Source organism: Vibrio amylolyticus (assembly GCF_023145695.1).
In the GTDB taxonomy this organism is placed as follows: domain Bacteria; phylum Pseudomonadota; class Gammaproteobacteria; order Enterobacterales; family Vibrionaceae; genus Vibrio; species Vibrio amylolyticus.
This window is the reverse complement of sequence record NZ_JAJHVV010000006.1, coordinates 148,540-169,158: the sequence shown is the minus strand read 5'-3', so window position 1 is coordinate 169,158 and position 20,619 is coordinate 148,540. Positions and strand designations below refer to the sequence as shown.

The window sequence follows — 20,619 nt, the reverse complement described above, 5'->3', positions numbered from 1 at the left end:
AAAATCACCAGAGTAGCCATCCCCTGCATTTTGTTACAATGCTCCTGGGCACTTAGACATAACCATGTCGACGCGTTAGCCAAAACATGGATATGAAAAAGCCCCGAATGAACGATAAATTCAAGCGAGGCCTCAATCATGTATAAGCAACTTGATAGTAGCCTCTTTGTGAACTTGGTTTCTAAGCGCCCCTACTCTTGGTGGTTCCCATAAAGGAAACACCACTATGATGTCCATCAGCCCTTTAAGATCGCCCTCTAACGCAGCTCAATACTACTTAAACGAAGAAAACACCCAAAACCTACCGGACACCTCTCTCGAAAAAGACAGCAACGAGAACTATTACCTCAAGGAAAAACAACAAGGTGAGAACACCTTTTGGCATGGAAAATTAGCACAAGAAGCGGGATTGCTCGGTAAACCGGTAGAACAAACAACCTTAGAGACTATCCTCTCTGGCACACTCAATGATGAAACCATTAAGGGCAAGCGAGAAGACCATAAAAGCGGATTTGACCTCACTTTTTCTGCCCCTAAAAACGCCAGTATCCTGGCATTGGTCGGAGGTGATCCACGTCTGATTGAAGCGCACAACAACGCGGTGAAATTTGCCCTCTCAGAGTTAGAGAAGGACGTAGCTCAGGCGACGCACACCAACGAAGCTGGGGAACGCGAGTTTCACAATACTCAGTCCATGATTTTTGCGGTCGTTCGTCATAAAACCAGTCGCAACAACGATCCACAAGTTCACTCCCATGCCCTTGCTGCCAATATGACCCGAGCTCAGGAAGGCAACTTACGTACACTCGCGTCGAACTTAAAACAGAAAGGCGGCGTCATTAATGGCAGTGGCGAACGCATCTATAACTTTCAGAAGTATTACACTGCCCTTTACCAAAGCGAGTTTGCCAGAGGATCCGAAGAATTGGGTTTTCAAACAAAGGGACTCGGTAACGCTCAATTTGATATCGATGGTGTCCCGGAGTCATTACATAAAGCGTTCTCAACACGCAAACAACAAATTGACCAGCAAGTCATGGCGTTTGGTCATGACACCCAAGCAAGTCGAGACACCGCAGCCCTTGATACCCGACAAAGAAAAACTTACCACAGCGATGCGACCTTAAACCACAAATGGCAACAAACCGTAAAAGGTGAAGGTTTTGACCCTGCCCTTTTGGTCAAACAAAGCCAAGCATTGCCTCAAAAAGGCGGCCATGCCATGCAACAAGCCCGTGACGCATTTTCACATGCAATGACGCACTTGGGGCAGTACTCAACCTCATTACGCCTTGAGAAAGTGATTGAGGTTGCGGCCTCAGACTTTACTAAAGGAGCACAGCAAGCCAACGTGATTGATTTAAAGCAAGTCGCCGATGAATGGATAAAAAACGGTCAGCTTGTACCACTGGCTGAGAAGGGACACTACACCTCCCAAGCGATGCTGAAAAACGAAAAAGCGCTCATGGACATCACTAAGGGACGGACTCATAACATGCGCACCAACATCGATGAGCCGACCCTAAACCGTCTCAATATTGCCCAAGATAATCGCCAAAAAGTGGCCGACATTTATGGCTCAACCAAACAGTTTCACGTGGTCAACGTGTTTGGCTCTTCCGAGCAAATCGCGCAAAACCTACTTAACGCAGGCAACCACAGTGGTAAGCGAGTACAGCTTGTCTCTCAACACACCCAACACCACCGCCATAATCAACAAAACATCCCCCGAGAAAGCCACACCTTTGCCACTTGGGTTAAGCATTTATTTCAAGATGATCAGCGTCATACCTTACAAGGTCTACTTGACGCCGAGCACCCACTGACCAACAAGGACATTATTTTGGTCGATAACGCAAACAAAATGAGTGCAAATGAACTGCTCTCACTCAGTGAAAAAGCCGGTAAGAGCCACAGTAAAGTCATCTTACTTAACCGTGTCTCAAACCGCCAAGGCATGAAAGCGCACAGCGCTATCGACCTTTACAGTAAAGGGAATGTCACGACGCACACCTGGGTCAACAGCAAACAAGCAGATAGTGTTGTGCGACTGCATCATCGAGAGGAGCACAACATTGCCCTCACTTACGCCGACTTGCCCGACAAAACCAATGCACAAGTATTAGCCACCTCTGGCGTCGAACAGCGGCGATTAACCAATGAGATACGTGACGCTTTGAAAAACGATGGCCAACTCTCACGCACCAGTGTCACTGTCTTCACCCAGCAACCTCATTACCTTTCAAAGCCACAACAAGCATTTGCGAAGCATTACCAATCCGGTATGACTCTCAGACAATGGGATAAGGGAAAACCTCACGATTTTGTGATCGCCAGTGTCGATAAAGTCTCTAACACCCTAGAGGTGTTGAGCAAAACGGACGGCAAAACAAGCACTTTTGACCTTTCGTCTAAAGCGTTTCAATCTATGAATATGCAATTGTACAAACCAGACGCCCTTGAGATCTCACAAGGTGAACGTATTCTGGCCACAAATAAGCACGTTCCTTCTCAACTCGAAGCTGGGCAACATTACCTTGTCACGTCCATCTCTAAAAACGCAATAACGCTAACCAATCAACAAGGGCAATCAAGTACGCGCCCTTTAGATAAATTGAAAGACGCACCACTCACGTATGACTACGCTCATTCAGCCAATCACTTTGAGCCTAGAACACATACCTTACTGTCGGGAAAAGCCTTTACGCTCTCAAAAGAGTTGCTCAATGACCTAACAGAAAACAGTCGTCGTTTAGATATCTTCACCGATCATCCAGAAAAAGCGCAGCACGCGTTGGAGAAAGGCGAAATGAGGCCATCATCTATCGAGCGAGTTCTGCATACTCAGAACATCAATGACCGCTATCTATCTGAAGCCACGCCCCCAATCCTCAGACACGACATTGAACACGCTATCGGTGCACTCGCGAAAGCGCAACAAGCGCCCGTGTCAGAGAAAGCGGTTAATTTCGCCCTAAACCACCTGTCAGAAAAAGAGGCCGGATTTACTCAAAAAGAGCTAGTGATTGAAGCGGTACGTTATGCCTTTGAGGAAACCCATAGTCCGATCACCAAAGCGCACATTGAAGCCGAATTGGCGAAACGCAGTGACGCCCTTTCAGCCGAATACAGTGACGGTACACGTTGGACGACAGAGGCGGCAATCGAAACCGAGAAGCATATCCTCGGAAACATCGAGAAAGGAAAAGGACAGCATCAGCCTTTCAGCACCTCTAAACACGTTCATCAATACCTTGAAAACCACCCTCGCCTTACTCATGGCCAAGGTAATGCCATTCATTTGATTTCAACGACACCAGATAGCTTTGTCGGTATTCAAGGTTTAGCCGGTACGGGTAAGTCCACGATGCTCGACACCAACATCGAACTCATCGAGCACGCCACCCAAGCGGGGAAAAACCAACCAGATCAGATTATTGGTCTTGCCCCAACTCACTCAGCGGTGGAGGAATTGGAAAGTAAAGACGTCAAAGCGCACACACTGGAGAGCTTACTCAGCGACCTTCGCCAGGGCCGAGCCTCACCAGAAGACTATCAAAACACCTTATTCTTTCTGGATGAGAGTTCGATGGTCAGCAATAAGCAAGCGAAGGAGCTCACTGACTTGGTACTACAAAGCCAATCTAAAGCGGTGTTATTAGGTGATAAAGAGCAATTACTGTCTCTTAATGCGGGTAAGCCGTTCGAGCTAGCCATGACAAAAGGCATCATCGATACCGCGCAGATCATCGACTCAGAGCAAATGACCGACATCATTCGTCAGCGCAATAGCGCGACGTTAGGTGCGGTGCATAACATACTCGATAAACAACCTGACAGTGCGCTCGACAAACTCAGTCAACAAGGCGCTGATAGACAAGGAAAAACGCAACATGTCATTTCAACACTCACCGATACCCCTCAAGACCCTCGAAAAGCGCAGCAAATCGCGACTGAGAAGCTTCCTTATGAAGTGGCGCAAGATTACCTATTACGTACTCAAGAAACGCGCGAAAATACGCTTATCATCGCTTACACGAACAGTGAGCGAGATGCCATCACTGAACACATTCGCCACGGTTTAATGAAACAGGGCGAGTTAGGCAGAGAAAATGTCATTGTGCCAAGACTTCGCTCTATCGGCGCCAGTGGCGAAGAGCTCAAAACCATGATGCCGTACCAAAAAGGACTGGTGCTCAGTACCAAGCCAGGGCAATACGCAAGCATCACCAAAGTCGATTCTGAACAGGGTGTGGTCATGGTAAAGAGCCACGAGACAGGGAAAGAAAGCGCGTTTTTACCAAGGCATCGCGATCATAAGTTTACTGCCCTGTTTTCGGCCTCGCATAAACCGCTATCGACAGGCGATAAGATCATCACCCGCTTTACAGACAAAACTCGCGGCATTAAGGCCAACGTCGTACACCACATTGTTCAAGCTGACAATAACGCCGTGATTGCCCAATCCAAAAATGGACAATCATTAACGATCGATCCAGACAAACTTAAGGATGGTCATTGGGATTACGCCTACACCCGAACCGCAGATATGGCGCAAGGTGCCACGTACCAACACGTCATTACCTCTATCAAAGGGAAAGGCGCTCTGACCAACCTAAGACGTGCTTACATCGATTTAACAAGGGCGAGTGAACACGTCAGACTCTACACCGATAACCCAAAACAGATGATGAAGAGCTGGTTATCCAAAGAGGTCAACAAAGCCAGTGCGATTGAAACCGTTAAGCAAATAGCCCCTCAATCCACCACGTATTTTAATGACAACGCACTTCCTCATGAAGACGTTCGTTATCAAGACAAGAGTGGAGATTTTGATCACAACAAATTCAGAGAACACATTAACTCTGAGTTACCTAAATACACAGAAAGCCTAGCGACACACCTATTAGGAGCACCGAACAAATCGAAATCTGAGCGAGACTATTTAACGTTTGGTACGGGTAAGTCCGCCATTAAAGTCAGTTTAACGGGGGACTATCGCGGTTATTTCAAAGATTACACAACAGGAGAAAAAGGCTCGCTGATTAATCTAATGATGAGTCAGCAAGACCTCAGCTATCAAGAGGCGATGAACGAGGCTCATCACCTATTAAATAATCCTGACCACTATCAAGTTACGATTAACAAGGACCACGAAAAGCTTATGAATACAACACCAAAACACGTTGCTCAATTTGAACAACGAGCGAAAGATTATTTACAAGAGAGCCAAGAGCTAAAAGGAAAATTAGCCGAACAGTACCTCAATAAGTTAGGCGTTCAAGACGTTGAGAACGATAACGTTCGTTTCCACCCCGCGGTTTACTCGTCAGAAGATAAAGCGTTTCACCCTGCTATGATCGTAAACATTCATAACCAGAAAGGAGAAACACGCGCGATTGAAATTACCTACCTTGACCATGATGCCAATAAAGATAGCGATATGGACATTAACCCAAGAGTATTAGGGACTAAATCGAAGCAAATGACCCTCTTTAACCAAGGACAGGATTTAAACACCACTATTATCAGCACAGGAATAGAGCAATCATTCATTATTAACGAACATACTCAAGGCCAATATGACATCATCAATGTTAACCAAAAAAATGATATACAGAACATATCCCCTGATGAGGTAAGACAAAATATCATTATTGTATTAACGAACCAAAACTTAGAAATCAATTCAAATAACATGGAGAAGATCATTGAACAGTTCTCCTCCCCTAACATCCACTTTGTTACAGAAGAAGATATGATCAAGCAAATAACCGATTGTGTGCGGTTATTTGAAGGGAAGGAAAAGAACGCTCACATTGATATAAGCAACCATGAGGAGTTACCGATAAAATCGGATAATCATCCTAATGAAATTATTTCTTCTAGTCATAAAATTCAAGAAAGTAAAGAACTGGAGCACTTTGATCATAACGAACACTCTCCTCAAAGAGAACTTGATTTAAATAAAGAGCCGAACATTGATAAGGGTTGGGAGTTAGAACGATAAACAAGGGTAGCCATTGGCTACCCTTTTTTTTTGCCTTCAAGATACTCATCGACTTTATTATTAACATCCGCTGTTACTGCATTACGCATTTCATTTGCTTCCGGCTTATTTCGATAAAATGCTTCACCATCGAAACCTTGCGTATAATCCAAATTGACCGTGCCCTGCGTCTGTCTAATACGACGATACATTTCTTCCAGCAGCTCTCTGTTCGAAGGACGATCGTCATCGCTATCATTCAACTTGATCCGTAAAGCAAAACTCAAAAGATCGCGCACCGCTTCCGCATCTGTAAGATTTTCTCTTTGCAGGTAGGTATCAAAATCGGTCTCCAATTTTCCCTTAACGGAGGCTTGTAACACTCGACTTCTCGCCATAATCCACTCTCCTTACTGTTAGAAGTGGGTAATATATTACAATAACTATCAAATAATATCTTAATACACACAAGATAAGAATTATCTTGGATGCCTTGGTAGGCAAGGGTTAAATACACTTTAAATACACTAACATTAATTCTGTATTTAACTGGCCGATAGCCCTTACCAGTAAAGGGCTAAATAACAATGCAATACAATTATAGTATTTTCAATTAACATTCATTCCAAATTTTAGTGAAGAATTTGAAAATTTTTTCATCATTCTAGATTACGCACTGAAGCGTACTATTTCATTGTTTTTAAAGTCTTTATCTTTACCACAGACAACCATTCGGATTGAAAATCAATCCGCCGTGGGGTGTGAATTATTCCCAAGTGGTAACAATGACCTCCAATGAGTCTGCATCTAGTTTGTTTTCTTGGGGTGTGTCTTAGGAACGTCGAGCTCAAAAGCCGAACCGTTGGCGATTGAATCTAGGGTGATTGAGACCATTAGGGAAGGAATGTAAAACGGAAAAAGAAGATCGTGACACAACTAGCGCTGCACCGTTATGGTGCAATAAAGGTTATTTAAATGGCGACTGGTAATAGACTTTTTGAAATTTTTTGATGTATATTTTTCTGGCGCTCTCGGTACGTTTAAGAAATCCTGCATTATAAGCGCCTACGCTATTCCAATTATAGCCATGACTGGAAAAGTTAGAGATTAATACCCACGCACCTAATGAAACATTAAAAAAAAGGTTCGTAAACATTGGTTTCATTGACATTAAATTCAGCCAGTCGAGAAAACCATCTAGAGTTAATTTGCATGAGTCCAAAGAACTCCATTATATCGTGTGAATTGACGTAATCAATATTTATTAGGGAGCAAAATCGTAGTGCAACTACGATCACGTTCGGTAATTATCCAGACTTGTTTATTACAAATGGTGTAACTGAATAAAACCCGATCGCCTGTCTTGGTGGCTTCGTCATTGGTAAGTTTATCTTCAACACAGACATTTCCCCAATTACCATTTTGGTGACGATGTAAGTAATTCGGTAAATTCACACCAATATTGTTATTTAGCAGTTCAGCAATGCCTTGTGTACAAACATGATTTTTTCTCTTGTTTCTTCGTTACCTGATGTGACATTTTTAATGTTCAATTTATTTACCCCTGTATTTAAATTGAATTTGCCTTGATATTTGATACAGCAAATATCAAGGCGCTTTACTTTTAGCGTTTAATAAACGTCTTCCGTTTTACGAATGTGATTAAAAACCTCATACACTTCATCGTAAGAAATGCCATACCCTTCGAGCTTTTCGACACAATCACAAATGTCATTGGTATAGAAACATTCGTGATTGAATAGCTCACGGCGAATGATCGCTTTTTTACCATTCTCTTCGATGTCTTCGGCGATCCCTTCTTGAGCAATAGAATCTAAACGGGTCATTAATTGCTTCGCATTATCAACAGGGCAAATTAAACCCATACCTAATGACGCATATTTCACGCCCTCTTTTTTTTCTCCATCGAACTGCTTATTAGAAAAAGCAAAGAACGCCCCCGCCTCATTAAATGCTTGCGTTTGTTTGGCTTGAATATAGTGAGAGAGATATTTCATCACTTACTCCTTACGTTATTAAAAAATATCCCAAGAATTAAAACGGGCATCGATGAAACGAAAAGAGGGATCTCGAAGGGGTTGATACATCCTTCACAATAAAATTGTCAGTTAAGTCCCCTATTTTAAAGTGGTGCAAGATACTCTTCTCAACCTCAGCCTGAGTGGATGGGTAGAACTTAGAATCACGCGAAGTAAATCCTGCGATTTTGAGTTCAGCTAAGGTAATGTCGCTACACGGCGTAAGAGAAAAGCCGTGCTCTTCTTCCTCTGTCCGCTGAGGAATACGCAGTAAAGAGATATCATTTTTTGGTGAGCTTTCGTGCCCAGCGGCGAAACGCTGGTCGCTGAGCGTCAATGTAGAGAGAGTTGGGGTTGAGTTTTGTTGTGCCATGACAAGTTTCCTTTCTGTTTGAGTATCACTTTTATGGAGCCGCTTGGCTGTCCAGATCTCAAACAGGGTTCTTCTCTGCAGGGGCGCGCAGCGTTTATTAACCCTTGCAGAGAAGGTTCTGATTGAGGATGGTGAACAGTCTGCGAGCGCCATCCAGTGATGCGAGTCGAAAGGAAAATCGGCACATAAGAAAACAAGCCCTTACTCGACCTTAATTGAAGCCAGTGAAAGGCAATAAGGAGGCACGACGATGCGCAGCTACGCAGTAGCGGAGGCGTTGGGTGATTGTTCGCCGTAACTTAATGTCACATCGATCTTGCTCGATAACAGTGCCATAAGTTATCGCGAGAGGAGTGAAGCGACGGAATGAGTCGACCGAAGGGAAAACGCCCAATATTTAAGTTTAATGCGTACTTTATAGGTTGATTGGCGTTAGAAAAAGAACCGTCCGTACTCAATTTTCAAAGGTAAGCGTTCGAAGGCGGTTCAAGTCAAATATAGCAATAAATCTAAAGGGCGATTCGCCGTCTAGCCATTAACTCAATTAGCCCCCACCTTTTTGGTCAGGGAGAGTGGAAAGTGAAAAGTGAAAAGTGAAAAGTGAAAAAGCTTGATGCAAAGAAACGCAGAACATAGCAAAAGCTGCACTTAGCTGTTCATGTCGATATACTCGAAACCATGAGTGTGGAAGTCAGTTTTGTTGCGCGAAAGGTTTTACCTCATTGAGAGCACTTCGAAAGAATGCAAGGCGTTGGGAAGAGAGTTACTCAATAAATGAAGCGGAAAAGCGCTAAAGCGAGTTTGATATATTACAACGCTCAAATAGGTGAAATGATAGTAAATGTCAAAACTATAAACAAAATTATAGCTCTAGGTATGCCAGTTAGAAGCCCACGGTTAGCCATAGACGATGTAGCTTTATCTCCAGGCAGATTTTATCAGCACCACCACTTTGCCACACAACCCTTTATGCTTGAGCGGCTAATGAGAAAGTTGTGCTAGTTCGTCTGTATTCAATCCCGTGACATCCATAATGGTTTGTTGATCTAGACCATTAAGCAGCATCTTACGCGCCATCTCCTTGAGTGCTTCTTGGCGACCTTTTTCCTCGCCTAATTGTATACCTTCTTGGCGCCCTTCTTGGCGGCCACGTTGCTCGCCTTGTTGGCGCAATTGTTCTGCAATAGTCATAAGTGTTTCCTCGTGTTTAGGTACTGATGAGACCAGTGACGTAATTAACGCTTCTAGGTTACTCGTTTCACCCACTTGGAGTAGGTAGCTCATCAATGACTGTACTTGCTTATCTGTAGTGTAATCGGTTAAGAGCAATGTGACCAGAGGCTCAAGGAAATCCATGATATCGCGATGCCTCGCGTGCTTTTGTACAAGCTCAAGTAACGCGATACGGCGATGCTGCATTATCTCATCATCGGAGATAACCGTGACATCGACCAAAGGAAAGTCCTGAGTATAAAGTGCTTTAGCCTTGTCAGGGTTAGCGAACCCTTTTAACCAATTCATTTTATAGGGATAAGGCGAGACTTTGCCATGATAAAACTGCAACGGGATCACCAGAGGTAAATGCTCATGGCCAGCTTCAAGATGTTGTTGCATGGCGGCGATAGCGTAACGCATCAGTCTGAACGCCATGTGTTTATCTGGTCGACTCTGGTGCTCGATTAACGCGTAGACGTACCCTTCCCCGTGAGACGTTTTAAGAGAATAAAGGACATCCGAATAATAAGGCCGTAAGTTTTCTTCTATAAAGCTGCCTGATTCGAGCTTTAAGGTCGTCAAATCACAGATTTCACGCAGCTCAGCAGGCAGGTGAATATCCAATAAGTCCTTAGCGGTTTCAGGATGAGTGAGAAACTGCTTAAAGAGCGCATCGTGAGGCATTGGCGTGGTCTTTTTCACACCATTACCTTAACACTAAATAAGTCAAATCCGTACCAGGATAAAAATCCTGCACCACGTTGGTTTCTTTCTACACATCAATTTAGTCCATTCACACAATTTAGTTTATTTACTCTAAGTAATCTTTGCCCCTTTCCTATTTAGAGTAAAAGCTCATCATCAGGTTCCTCATCAATTTTGCCCTACCAGAGCTAATGGCATGGCGTAAGAGTTTTAGACAGAACCTTTTTGCAATTATCCGCTACCTAGGAGTTGAATTAGAAGATGCATTGCTGCTTTCGGAAGGTACTGACTGTTGGTCGAAAAGGAGCTCGAATACTTAGCTGTACCAATCGTCACTACTTGGAAAGTTGCTATCCTTTAAATATACATATCAATACCTTAAGCTCATTGAACCAAATGCGATTAATGTTTTCTAGATACCGAACACCTTGAAAACATTAGGTAGACACAGACTTAAATTAAACCTTGGTATGTACGTTTTTTCTTTGGCTTGTGAGCTTTCATTGAGATTTTTAACACAAGTTGTTCTTGTTTAGTTGAAATGGTCTGCTTAGTTAAAGCTTTGTGGTGCAGGTCCGTGATAAAGTTTTTTCCCCAAGGCGTAAAGCGATCAAACTTCAATAAAATGATGTCATTAAGGAGATTGAACAACTCGTATTGGCTTTTATCCATTCGAGTGTTAAACATTCAACTAGAGCACTTAGCTAGAGATACGACATTAATATTTTCTACTTTATCATTTTTTCCTAAAGTAAAAATTCGATAGGAAATCCCATATTCCAATAAAGGTCTTATTTCAATATTTTCACAAAAACTGACCGTTACTCGAGCAACTAATCTGTCCATATCTACAGTTTTCTTTTTTACTAAAACAAGGGTCACAATATTGGCTTTTGATTTAGCACCAACAAGCGTGAGTGCTCCTAAATCTTGTGGCAGCTGGCTAGAGATAACCGTCCTCTATAATCGGCAAAGCTCATCAGATTTCATTGAGGTTGTCTGGCAGCCATTAAGCATGACACTGACCAAGATAAGATAGTTACTGTTATTCGTAGCATTATGTCCTCCTTCTTCCTTTAGGTGCCTTAAAATATTTTTGGATATGACGTGAAGACATAGAAGATAAAAGAGCACTGTAATCTAGACTGAATGTGACTGTTTCCCCTATATATAATGGCTTGTTTGAGGATTCAAGGACAAGATGATCACTGGTTGAAGATATGATACTAATCCCATTTGGAGCCTTAAGTCCGCTGACACAAACATCTTGGCGACCTAATGCCAGAATAGCTTGTGAGACCCATCCTCTATCTTGAACGTTTTCTTTTTCACCAAAAGCATTTAACCCTCGATTTCCCCAAGGTAAAGTCGGTTTGATCTTGGATTCAATTACTTCGGCGGTCAAAGAAATTGCGTCACTATGTAAACCTTTGATACATTCATACTCTAAAGGTTCACAGCCTAAAAAAATGGCTTCTCCTATACGAAGGTTATTTACTCGAGTTAGACCTGTTCTCTGAAGAGCCCAGTTAACTGAAGCAGAATTACCCCCTGAAATTATTTCTAGTCTGATCCCAAATGTAGCTTCAATTCCATCGGCAAGGCCAGAAAGAATCTTCATATTTTGATCATCTGGAGCGACCCCATACCGACAGGCTAAATTCGTACCAATTCCTTTTATCGTGATGTTCGGTAAAGAAACAATCTCACGGATAAAATCAATCACATGATTAGGCATCACACCTTCTCTTAGATCGCCAAGCTCAACCATAATAATAATATCGTGACAGCAATTTTGTTGTTCCGCTGCATGTGAAAGCCCCTGAATCACTTCAACTTCAGAGTTTAAACTCATATCACTGTATTTTATTACGCTCGCCACTTGACTGAGCATGGGTGTACGTATCAGCATTTTAGGGATAGCAATGCCAAATTCAGTCATCTTTTGAAGATTTTCGATTCTTGAGTCCGCTAACATTTTTGCACCAGCATCAATAAGAACTTGTGCGATGATAGGGTGGCCGAGGAAGGCTTTTGTTACAGGCGTAACAGATATATTTTTCAGTGAGAGCTGAGTAATCAGGAACTGAGCGTTATGGTGAATTTTCCCACAATCGATGTCTAACCTAGGATAGCTCATCCTTAATACCTCCAATTCAAATAACGCTTATCTAGGTGTACTTGCTTACTTAGAGCGCGACGATTGTTGAACACCTAACCGCTTGTTATACCGCTAACCTATCCCCACGCCATACGCGAAACAAATAATTTATGTTTAATAATTAGCCACTAAATGGGGCAAGCCAGAACTGGCGAATGCGAATGCGAAGGTGGATGGAAATGAGTTTTGGAAAATAGAATATTCGCGACTAATGAATAACGATTCGTATGGAAAGTCGATTAGGTTGGTGTTCAGTATTGATGGTGCAGATCACTATCTGGAAAAGAGAGAAGCTCAACACACGAGAGATGCGAGTCAAGCAATCCCAGTCGATGAATATCGATGTGTGAGGCAGTCGAACGGTATGAATACTAGAATATAAAGGCATGACAGAATCGGTTGGTACTTATCCCGTCATGTTCCCTCAGTAATGACAGGGTAGTCTCCTACCCTATTTCAATCAGCGGCCATAAGCCGCTTTTTTAAATCCAGCCTCGCTCAGAAAAAGACACCACACTCTCAAACGAAACCACAAAGTGGTCCAGTAATCGAATGTCAACCAATGCTAACGCATCCGTCAGTTGACGGGTAATGTGTCGGTCAGCTTGACTTGGGGTGGCGTCGCCACTTGGGTGGTTATGATAGAGGATAACCGCACTCGCGTTCGTGGCCAGCGATGCTTTCACAACTTCACGCGGATAGACCGAAGCGGCATTAACGGTACCGTAGAACATCTCTTTGGTGCGCAACACTCGATGTTGATTATCGAGGAAGATAACCCCAAACACTTCAGACTCACAAGCGGCCAAGGACGTTTGGCAGAACGATTTCACCAACTCAGGCGAGGTTAATGGCGTTTGTTCTGAAATAAACAGTTTGGATTTGAGAATGCTTGCGGCCTGGTCAAGGATGCCCTTTTCTTCTGAGGTGAATAACGAAACATTTGAGTATTGAACAAGTGCTGACATGGTATTTCCTTTCGGTCTTGGTGAGCGTCTGACTGTCCGTACCCAGTTGCAGGTTCTGTAGCGCAAGGGCGCGCAGCGGCGAAGCCTCCCTGGCGCGAGGGTTCTCAAATGGGACGGTTTAAAGGAAGTCGCGACAACAAGCCAAAAGGACAGCCTGATCCAGTACCTCAACCCAAAGCACGTCGCCCAGTTAGAAAGGTTCCTTCCCCACTAAGAGGACGCCCTGCCGGTTACTCGACTTGCGCCGCTCGAGATTAATGCCAGCTCGTGATAGGCGTTTTCCTCGGTTTACTTGACTGGGAGCTCTCACACCGAATGTTCGTCCCCCTCCGACGACGTGCTCATATTTGTCACAAAAAAACCTAAACGTACTCACTCGATAACGTTGACCACTTAGTACAGGACCGAACAAGGCGTTGCTCGTCGAAAAACACAACCCGTTTGAATGCCGCGAACGGCTAGAATATCGAAACAAAATCCAGACACACTAATGACCTTCTCTTATGAGTGTTTGTGACGTTACACAATAAGCAGGCTTCAGTCGTCATACAGAGAAGAGAGTAAAGCCTTTGCCGACTCGCGATGCTCGGAGGTGGTTTCTATCGTCCTTTCCGTTTTCTTGGCGTAGGCGTAGTCTTCTCGCATCTGCTTCATGGTGGTAGTGTTATCGCACACACTGATACTCACCCCCTTCCCTCGGTTGCCTTCCTCTAGTATTAAAGAGTCGGTATACCCAAACTCATTCACCAAAATCTCATGAACCTTGACGACCTTTACGGTGGAGTCAAAGTCGGTTGAATTCACCCAAATCACGTGCATGGATATGTCTGCGGATCCTGTAGAACGAACTGTCATGTGACCCCCTAAGCGCCAAAACGCACATCGAAACAAAATCCTGAGCACTTAAACGTTCCCTCCCCCGTTGCCACAAAGCGAAACGCTGGAAACACAGACCCGTAAGTGGTGTACATAATGATGTGATCCACTCGCTCGTGAAGAAACCATTCACCAAAGCCAGCGCCATTTAATTCGATGAAAAAATCACGGATTTCATGAAAAGCAAAACGACGCGACACCAATTGCGGAAACTGCTGCTTGATAGCTTCAACGAACCCTTGTTCTTTTAACGCTGCGATATCAGCCTGTTGCTCTGGCGACTGACGACGACTGAACATTTTCAAACGCTGGACTTTGGCAACAAAATCAGACTTTCTTTTCGTCTCATCACGACGCTTTTTGACTTGATAGCGCAACTTCAATACCGCCAAAGGACTAGAGATATCATTTTTTGGTGAGCTTTCGTGCTCCAGCGGCGAAACGCTGGTCGATGAATTTGAATTAGAGAGAGTTGGGGTTGAGTTTTGTTGCGCCATGAGAGTTTCCTTTCTGTTTGAGTATCACTTTTCGGAGCCGCTTGGCTGTCCGCTCTCTCAACATCGTTCTGCTTTGCAAGGGCGCGCAGCGGCGAAGCTTCCCTTGAAAAACAGGTTGTGGGGAGAGACGGTTAACAGCCTGCGAGCCCGAAAATGAGGCGAGTGAAAGAAATCGGCGCATAAGAAAACAAGCCCTTATTCGAACTTATTCAAAGACAGAGAGAGCAACGAGGAGGGAACGACAAGGCGCTCAGACTCTTAGGGCAGTCAGGCCTAGCCCGCAGGGTGACGCCTAAGGCAACATAAGAGTCGTGATAAAGACACGTTTAAAGTGTTTGTCTTTACAAGGAAATGAGGCTCAGAACAGGTAACAAGACTCTTGTTCATCAGCGTTTGAAGTTAAGTTCGAGGTAGGCTCTATGACATCGCTTAAAGTATATAACGAGCCTTTATATCAGACATGTAGTACATAGGTAATACATGTTTAATTCATTTTGTTGATCAACTCGATGAGATCTTCATCATCGATCTTGTCTCGATATAAAGCCAAGGCTCGGTACAGTTTTGCTGCAGACACATTTCTCTCTGTCTGCTCTTGCAGATTTGCTACCCAATCAGTTATCCGTTCTTTATCAGTCAGTGACATTCTAAGAGTCAGAGGAGGCACCTTATAAGATGTCGTCACTTTCTTTTTGACAGTCGTAATTCCAGTCGACTTACTTGAACCTTCGTTCTTGTGAGTGGAGATAGCTGTTATAGCTCCTCGTTTCTTTAACTTACTCATATGTATTACCTATGTATTACATTAAATTTAGAAGAAATGCAGCGAGTTTACGGTAATCATTATTAACAAGAGAGCCCGATTTATAAAAACGCACAGGAGAAGAAACGGCATTAGCTTGGCCTACATGCTCAGAACGACGGACAGATACTGGTAACAATTTATCTTGCACTACCTCCAATTCCTCATCAATGAACTCATTGATAATAGTGTTTCTTAAGTCGACCTCGTTCCTCAGGATCAGATAATTACCTTCATCCTCCTTAATTTCAGATACAGCTTCGAGTAAAGGGCTAATGCCATCTAATGAAAATGCACCTGAGTCAACAGGGATTAAGATAAGGTCTGAAGCCTGGATTGCGTTAAGAGTCGTTAGGGATAAGTTTGGTGGTGTATCAAGAAGAATGAAATCATAGGTATCACCTAACTTCGCCAATTGCTTCTCTAAAATTCGTTCACGGTTAATTTTTGTCAGTGATGTTTCAATGACACGTGACAACTGAACATCAGCGGGAACGACATAGAGGTTTTCAATAGAGTTTCCATTAAGCTTTGCAGGTTGAATTAAATCGACAATGGACACAACTTTAGGCTTATCAAACAAAGCAGCAATCGTCTCTTCAAAGTTAAAATCACGTTGTCCGGTTAACGTTTTGGAGCAGTTCCCTTGAGGATCAAGGTCAATAACTAACACTTTTCGTTTTCGTGCAAGCTCAGCTCCTAAATTGACAAGAGTCGTGGTTTTTCCAACGCCACCTTTTTGGTTCGCTGCACTGATGATCTTTGTTTTCATAATAGACACCTTGTGTATTACATGCGTAATACACAATAAAAAACAAACAGCACCCTGTCAATGTATTACATATGTATTACACCTTTCATTAGCGCCTAAAGTTATCTACCGTTACTAATCGATAATATCAAGGCTGTAAAAACCCTAAAGAAGATGGCACCAGCCGCGAGAGCCCTATCCGCGTTGAATTAAGTTATTAGGCTTCTCACCAATCAATACCTGTTTTTAACCAAACCTCAAGACTCGAATCAAAGTCGAGTTCTGAAATTGAAAATATTGTGACAACGACGGGTACACTGTTTAAGCATAAATTTGATTCCTCAAGTGCCGTATTTGGATCGAGCATATCGACAAACAAGTCGACCTCCGTGGATCATAAGAACGAACTTAAAGAATCAACGAACGAGTGAGAGCATTTACACGCCACCAGTAATAAGGATAACCCAGGGAATGAACAGCCTTCTCGCGCATGGTTATTTACCGCTGGAGCATCGTTGGGATGATTTTAAAATCAATGTCGACCGCGCGCGAATTTAATCCCAAAAATTGCTCAGTTTTACCTACTGGTGTGATAAGCATCGCTACCATAGCAAGCTTTCGCGTTAGCATCTTATTCCTCCTTGTAACCCTCTAACTTTTAGCACTTCTTTAGCCATGAATTATAATAATATTAGAATTCATTCAAGATGCACTTATATTATTCCAACAGAGATTTTAATCACCATTCCCAAAAATCCATTTCATATCTAAACCGTTCAACCTCCTCATCGGTAAGTTCAGGTAATTGTACTCTTCCTGCTATTGACCGTTTCTACCTATACTGCTTACGTGTTCTTCACATTCTGGAGGACAAACCATAACATGGACGATAAAGTGAAGGTTGATTCATAATAAGATGAACTCTCCCTCGAAAACTCATTACGTATAATCTTCGTCATATCAAGAAGCTATTGCCTTGAGCCTGCTCTCTTGGCCCCGCACCTGCATCAATGAACACACAATTTACTTGTATAAGAGCATCTTGCTTGTTCAACTCTCGGGATTTAACGCTGGTTGCGCAGCGCTGAACCCTTATTTGTTAGGTGAATGAGTACGATGCACCATTGATCTTGCGAACTGGAATACTCGAAAGCACTTTACTTTCAGCCATTCTCATATTTACCGCCAAGATATCTTCGGAGCATTTCTCCGTTGTTACGTAGTGTGTTAAACAACCACATGAGTTGTAGCGGTGGAATTCTACTTCTTTGTCACCCCAACAATAAAATGCGGTTTTCTCACTCAAGTTGATTTGTACTTGTTCTGGAGAAAAGTACGCCCAAGCCGCAGCATAACGACGACAAATAGTACAGTTACACTCACCGACTTCTTTAGGGGGTGAGCCCAATACTAAGTTAACGTTTCCACAGTGACACCTTAATTTCATTCGATAATTCCCTTAATTGAGAAATAATTTCTAAATGTTCTGAATTTGGATAGCTCTTGTATAACAAACGCATTCCCTAGAAATGAGTGTGAGTATGGACTCTAAACTGTTTTGGCGCAGAATGCGTCGGCTCGTTTTTGCAAGAACCGGGGATCACCAAGCTATTCTGGGTTAACTAAAAGTGCAACTAGCCATGCTTCTTAAAGTACCCGTGAAACTGTCCGACACTTCGATATCTCCAACTTATTGGCTCAGCCAGTAACACCATACTTAGAAGTTAAGTTGCACACAGCACTTATAAGAATTTAGCCAACTGTGCCAATACCTTATCGACTGCATTCGCTACCTGAGCCAGCACTTTGACCTTATCCTCTGCGCTCTTTAACTCTTCCTTAGCGTCTTTAGCTTGATTAATAAGCTCCTTAAGACTTCCTTGCCCTTTAGCGAGTATGACTGAATTGTTTTTTAGTATGGCCGCATTGTAGGCAAAAATTTGATCTCCCAGTAGTTCGCATTGTAGTAACAACGACTCATCTTCTGGATCTAACATGACGGAATCAAGGTAGCTTTGAAGTTCGTCATACATACTTTTCAGTTCAGTGTATGCGGTCTTGTGGCTATGGTTCATTAGTTAGAGTCCTCTAGGTTATCGCGAAACTCTTTGATCGCATCGATCTGGGTCTTAGTAGACTTGAGTGCTTTCTTAGCTGCTTCTTTTGTTAAGTCGTCATCTTTTTTTAAAGATATGACTATCGATTGGTTCAACTTTTGAATATCAACTAGAGCGCTTTCGAGTTTTGCAAACTTCGCATCTAACTCATTTATGCGAACTCTGATCTGATAAGCTTTCTTGTAAGCATCGGCTCGATCTTCAAGTGAATGATAGAACGTCACACAGCGTTTGTTGTCATTGTTCTCGCAACGGTTGGGGTTGTTGAGTAGGTACAAGCGAATACGTAGTTCTTTTTCCAAAGAAACCCTTGTCGCTTCCTTCCAAGAGTTCAACTCACCTTCAAGTGATTTAAATGCGCTTTGAACTATGTTCTCCGAATCAATGACTATTTTCTTTAATAGGTCATAACGCATTTTCTCTGTATAAGCACGCGCGATCGCATTGACGCTTGTTGATACTAACTCAACGTCGTTTACATCAATCTCTCCGATTTGGGACATCTGGGATAAAGATACCAACGATGAATTTAGCTTCTCTGAATAATTATCTAGAGTTTCACTTCTATCATCGGTCGCAAGCAGATATATACTCTGGGAAAATGTATTCAAGGTCTTTAGCAAAGCCTCTTGACCAGCATTGTCGATAGTAGAAATATTTAGGTCTGCCCCTGTGATACCATCCCTAGTTGCTTTCATCAATTCTGCGTTAATGCGTGCGTCATCGGCAGATTCATATACAGCAATTAGGGCACCTTGAACCTCTGTAGATTGCTTGGCGTACTCCCCCACCATTTCAATCGACTCATTCGATGCACAACCACTAAGGCCTATCATGACCAACGAAGTCGTTGTTATAAACCGTAACCTTGGAACAACTGAGATTTCAAACCATTTAGTCATGTATTTTCTCTTTTAGTATTAAGGAGTGGGCGCACTAAGCGATACAAATCCCGTACTTGGGTAGGACATCTCTGATCACTTCTATGCGATAGGTTTTGAGCGCATCATGAAAGAGTTTCCAGTCTGAATTTAAAAAGGATGACGAATAGCGATAAACAAGTTGACCATCTTGTATGAAACCTTGCCCCCTTGCCCTATGTTTCCAACTACTCTCTCCATCCTTATCAAACGACAGATCGACTGTAGCAAAGCCAAACTTTCCTTCTCGCAACCACTTAAGCCACTCGGCATGGCGAATTTCACCATCCTCATCATCTATGGTTTTTAGGGCATGTTCTATTATAGAGCGCTGTTGAGAGGTCAAACCTGGTTGATTATCGATATCTATCTCAACATCACCTTGTTTCCAACATTGCAGTGCTTTGCACATCGCATCGGCGGCTTGTAAAAATATAGAGATATTATCTCTTACTATTTTTTCCCCCTCTCCATTTTGATAAGTCCATGAAGCGTAGGGTCTATCAGGAAAAGATAGAGCCGCACCATGTCCAAGAGGAGAAGAAGCAGATACCCCACCACTAACCAAGTCATCTTTAATGCGTTGCAACAAAGAGCTGGCGGAAGATTCAAGCTTGTCTACTTTATTGTAGTCGTGGATCACCCCAGCAAAACCTTGATGGGCAAAAGTATCCGCATAAACATGCATGGCAATCCCCATCAGATGAACGCCGTAAGGCTTGTTCCAATGCATTGCTGCCATTCTCAGCATATCTCTTGCAACAGGGCTGTCTGGCTTGCAAACTAGTCGGTGTATGAACCGTCCATCTGATTTAACGTTTGAAGGAAAGCCCTTATTACCAGGAAGAAAGTGGAATGGTATCCACACCTGATGATTTGCAAGCTCTTGTGTGTTTCGATAGTCGAGCATTTTATGAGCGGATACAATACGATCATACATCGCACCATTCTCAAAATGGATTGGTTTATCATTTGTCGCCTCATCTACATATTGTGCCGCATATGCAACTTTTTCAGCCTCATGATGCTCAACCCCAGCATATCGAGCGATAACGTAAGTGAGTGTATGATGTCCATCTATTTGCATTCTAGCCTCCACTGGCATGACTGTTAACATTGAGCACGCAGCAGGGAATAAAGCAACTACCCCGAACGGCTATACCGTATATATTTCGGGAGGTTCGTGCTTCGTGAACGATCGATTCG

Annotated in this window: 19 protein-coding genes and 4 pseudogenes; 5 read left to right on the top strand and 18 right to left on the bottom strand. The window is 43.1% G+C overall.

All coding sequences use genetic code 11. The features are described from left to right. Positions 1-226: 226 nt before the first annotated feature. Positions 227-6,010, top strand: coding sequence for a conjugative transfer relaxase/helicase TraI (gene traI, locus KP803_RS11055; RefSeq protein WP_248008893.1), 5,784 nt, complete (start codon positions 227-229; stop codon positions 6,008-6,010). A gap of 17 nt (positions 6,011-6,027) precedes the next feature. Here the strand turns inward: traI and KP803_RS11050 are convergent, their stop codons facing one another. The 5 genes and pseudogenes from KP803_RS11050 to KP803_RS11035 form a co-directional block, all read right to left on the bottom strand. Next, positions 6,028-6,387, bottom strand: a complete 360-nt coding sequence (locus tag KP803_RS11050; RefSeq protein ID WP_248008892.1) for a hypothetical protein — start codon at positions 6,385-6,387, stop codon at positions 6,028-6,030. 569 nt (positions 6,388-6,956) lie between these two features. Continuing rightward, positions 6,957-7,212, bottom strand: a pseudogene (locus tag KP803_RS11045) (lytic transglycosylase domain-containing protein); the annotation flags it as partial. A gap of 31 nt (positions 7,213-7,243) precedes the next feature. Further along, positions 7,244-7,542 (bottom strand): annotated as a pseudogene (locus KP803_RS21980) (type I restriction endonuclease subunit M). A gap of 78 nt (positions 7,543-7,620) precedes the next feature. Then, positions 7,621-8,007, bottom strand: coding sequence for a DUF7659 family protein (locus KP803_RS11040; protein ID WP_248008891.1), 387 nt, complete (start codon positions 8,005-8,007; stop codon positions 7,621-7,623). A 37-nt stretch (positions 8,008-8,044) separates the two neighbouring features. Then, positions 8,045-8,401, bottom strand: coding sequence for a hypothetical protein (locus KP803_RS11035; protein WP_248008890.1), 357 nt, complete (start codon positions 8,399-8,401; stop codon positions 8,045-8,047). A gap of 469 nt (positions 8,402-8,870) precedes the next feature. Here KP803_RS11035 and KP803_RS11030 point away from each other — a divergent pair. Next, a pseudogene (locus KP803_RS11030) lies at positions 8,871-9,403 on the top strand (hypothetical protein); the annotation flags it as partial. Here KP803_RS11030 and KP803_RS11025 read toward each other — a convergent pair. From KP803_RS11025 to KP803_RS11015, 4 genes and pseudogenes are all read right to left on the bottom strand, one after another. Further along, positions 9,383-10,300: an Rpn family recombination-promoting nuclease/putative transposase gene (locus KP803_RS11025; protein ID WP_248009057.1), complete on the bottom strand. Its 918-nt coding sequence runs from the start codon at positions 10,298-10,300 to the stop codon at positions 9,383-9,385. The pseudogene KP803_RS11030 and the gene KP803_RS11025 sit on opposite strands and share 21 nt — an antisense overlap. Before the next feature lie 474 nt (positions 10,301-10,774). Then, entirely contained in the window at positions 10,775-11,008 is a 234-nt protein-coding gene (locus KP803_RS21975; protein WP_345791557.1) for a hypothetical protein, read from the bottom strand. Further along, positions 11,009-11,272, bottom strand: coding sequence for a type II secretion system pilot lipoprotein GspS-beta (gene gspS2, locus KP803_RS11020; RefSeq protein ID WP_345791560.1), 264 nt, complete (start codon positions 11,270-11,272; stop codon positions 11,009-11,011). It lies immediately after the preceding gene. Between the two features lie 9 nt (positions 11,273-11,281). Next, a pseudogene (locus KP803_RS11015) lies at positions 11,282-12,461 on the bottom strand (alanine/ornithine racemase family PLP-dependent enzyme). A 248-nt stretch (positions 12,462-12,709) separates the two neighbouring features. Here KP803_RS11015 and KP803_RS21920 point away from each other — a divergent pair. Beyond that, positions 12,710-12,832 (top strand): hypothetical protein, encoded by a 123-nt coding sequence (locus KP803_RS21920; protein ID WP_282437250.1) that lies wholly within the window; start codon positions 12,710-12,712, stop codon positions 12,830-12,832. Positions 12,833-12,964: 132 nt separating this feature from the next. On the opposite strand, the gene radC is transcribed toward KP803_RS21920, so the two are convergent. Then, a complete protein-coding gene (gene radC, locus KP803_RS11010; protein ID WP_248008888.1) occupies positions 12,965-13,450 on the bottom strand; it encodes a RadC family protein in 486 nt (161 codons plus the stop codon). A 108-nt stretch (positions 13,451-13,558) separates the two neighbouring features. Here radC and KP803_RS11005 point away from each other — a divergent pair, with 108 nt between their 5' ends. Further along, positions 13,559-13,708: a hypothetical protein gene (locus tag KP803_RS11005; RefSeq protein WP_248008887.1), complete on the top strand. Its 150-nt coding sequence runs from the start codon at positions 13,559-13,561 to the stop codon at positions 13,706-13,708. A 279-nt stretch (positions 13,709-13,987) separates the two neighbouring features. Here the strand turns inward: KP803_RS11005 and KP803_RS11000 are convergent, their stop codons facing one another. From KP803_RS11000 to KP803_RS10985, 4 genes are all read right to left on the bottom strand, one after another. After that, positions 13,988-14,305 (bottom strand): hypothetical protein, encoded by a 318-nt coding sequence (locus KP803_RS11000; RefSeq protein WP_248008886.1) that lies wholly within the window; start codon positions 14,303-14,305, stop codon positions 13,988-13,990. A gap of 8 nt (positions 14,306-14,313) precedes the next feature. Beyond that, positions 14,314-14,823: a hypothetical protein gene (locus tag KP803_RS10995; RefSeq protein WP_248008885.1), complete on the bottom strand. Its 510-nt coding sequence runs from the start codon at positions 14,821-14,823 to the stop codon at positions 14,314-14,316. Between the two features lie 484 nt (positions 14,824-15,307). Beyond that, positions 15,308-15,607, bottom strand: coding sequence for a hypothetical protein (locus tag KP803_RS10990; RefSeq protein ID WP_248008884.1), 300 nt, complete (start codon positions 15,605-15,607; stop codon positions 15,308-15,310). A 16-nt stretch (positions 15,608-15,623) separates the two neighbouring features. Then, a complete protein-coding gene (locus KP803_RS10985; protein ID WP_248008883.1) occupies positions 15,624-16,397 on the bottom strand; it encodes a ParA family protein in 774 nt (257 codons plus the stop codon). Positions 16,398-16,612: 215 nt separating this feature from the next. Between KP803_RS10985 and KP803_RS22030 the strand changes: the two genes are divergently transcribed. Continuing rightward, positions 16,613-16,807: a Fic/DOC family N-terminal domain-containing protein gene (locus KP803_RS22030; RefSeq protein WP_427916946.1), complete on the top strand. Its 195-nt coding sequence runs from the start codon at positions 16,613-16,615 to the stop codon at positions 16,805-16,807. Between the two features lie 668 nt (positions 16,808-17,475). Here KP803_RS22030 and KP803_RS10980 read toward each other — a convergent pair. From KP803_RS10980 to KP803_RS10965, 4 genes are all read right to left on the bottom strand, one after another. After that, positions 17,476-17,823, bottom strand: coding sequence for a GFA family protein (locus KP803_RS10980; RefSeq protein WP_248008882.1), 348 nt, complete (start codon positions 17,821-17,823; stop codon positions 17,476-17,478). Positions 17,824-18,118: 295 nt separating this feature from the next. Continuing rightward, positions 18,119-18,451 carry a hypothetical protein gene (locus KP803_RS10975; protein ID WP_248008881.1) on the bottom strand — a complete coding sequence of 111 codons (333 nt, stop codon included), beginning with the start codon at positions 18,449-18,451 and terminating at the stop codon, positions 18,119-18,121. Beyond that, the gene (locus tag KP803_RS10970; RefSeq protein WP_248008880.1) at positions 18,451-19,395 is read right to left on the bottom strand and encodes a hypothetical protein; all 945 of its coding nucleotides are present in this window, start codon (positions 19,393-19,395) and stop codon (positions 18,451-18,453) included. The genes KP803_RS10975 and KP803_RS10970 overlap by 1 nt, the downstream gene beginning before the upstream one ends. 34 nt (positions 19,396-19,429) lie before the next feature. Next, positions 19,430-20,500: a DUF6765 family protein gene (locus KP803_RS10965; RefSeq protein ID WP_248008879.1), complete on the bottom strand. Its 1,071-nt coding sequence runs from the start codon at positions 20,498-20,500 to the stop codon at positions 19,430-19,432. Between the last annotated feature and the right edge of the window lie 119 nt (positions 20,501-20,619).

Excerpts from the sequence above, each read along its gene's own strand:
- KP803_RS10970 (WP_248008880.1), bottom strand. The coding sequence starts at position 19,395 with ATGACTAAATGGTTTGAAATCTCAGTTGTTCCAAGGTTACGGTTTATA.
- KP803_RS11040 (WP_248008891.1), bottom strand. The coding sequence starts at position 8,007 with ATGAAATATCTCTCTCACTATATTCAAGCCAAACAAACGCAAGCATTT.
- KP803_RS21975 (WP_345791557.1), bottom strand. The coding sequence starts at position 11,008 with ATGTTTAACACTCGAATGGATAAAAGCCAATACGAGTTGTTCAATCTC.
- KP803_RS10990 (WP_248008884.1), bottom strand. The coding sequence starts at position 15,607 with ATGAGTAAGTTAAAGAAACGAGGAGCTATAACAGCTATCTCCACTCAC.
- KP803_RS11050 (WP_248008892.1), bottom strand. The coding sequence starts at position 6,387 with ATGGCGAGAAGTCGAGTGTTACAAGCCTCCGTTAAGGGAAAATTGGAG.
- KP803_RS11025 (WP_248009057.1), bottom strand. The coding sequence starts at position 10,300 with ATGCCTCACGATGCGCTCTTTAAGCAGTTTCTCACTCATCCTGAAACC.
- KP803_RS10995 (WP_248008885.1), bottom strand. The coding sequence starts at position 14,823 with ATGGCGCAACAAAACTCAACCCCAACTCTCTCTAATTCAAATTCATCG.
- KP803_RS11035 (WP_248008890.1), bottom strand. The coding sequence starts at position 8,401 with ATGGCACAACAAAACTCAACCCCAACTCTCTCTACATTGACGCTCAGC.
- KP803_RS10980 (WP_248008882.1), bottom strand. The coding sequence starts at position 17,823 with ATGAAATTAAGGTGTCACTGTGGAAACGTTAACTTAGTATTGGGCTCA.
- KP803_RS21920 (WP_282437250.1), top strand. The coding sequence starts at position 12,710 with ATGGAAAGTCGATTAGGTTGGTGTTCAGTATTGATGGTGCAGATCACT.
- traI (WP_248008893.1), top strand. The coding sequence starts at position 227 with ATGATGTCCATCAGCCCTTTAAGATCGCCCTCTAACGCAGCTCAATAC.
- KP803_RS10985 (WP_248008883.1), bottom strand. The coding sequence starts at position 16,397 with ATGAAAACAAAGATCATCAGTGCAGCGAACCAAAAAGGTGGCGTTGGA.
- KP803_RS10965 (WP_248008879.1), bottom strand. The coding sequence starts at position 20,500 with ATGCAAATAGATGGACATCATACACTCACTTACGTTATCGCTCGATAT.
- radC (WP_248008888.1), bottom strand. The coding sequence starts at position 13,450 with ATGTCAGCACTTGTTCAATACTCAAATGTTTCGTTATTCACCTCAGAA.
- KP803_RS10975 (WP_248008881.1), bottom strand. The coding sequence starts at position 18,451 with ATGAACCATAGCCACAAGACCGCATACACTGAACTGAAAAGTATGTAT.
- KP803_RS11005 (WP_248008887.1), top strand. The coding sequence starts at position 13,559 with ATGGGACGGTTTAAAGGAAGTCGCGACAACAAGCCAAAAGGACAGCCT.
- KP803_RS11000 (WP_248008886.1), bottom strand. The coding sequence starts at position 14,305 with ATGACAGTTCGTTCTACAGGATCCGCAGACATATCCATGCACGTGATT.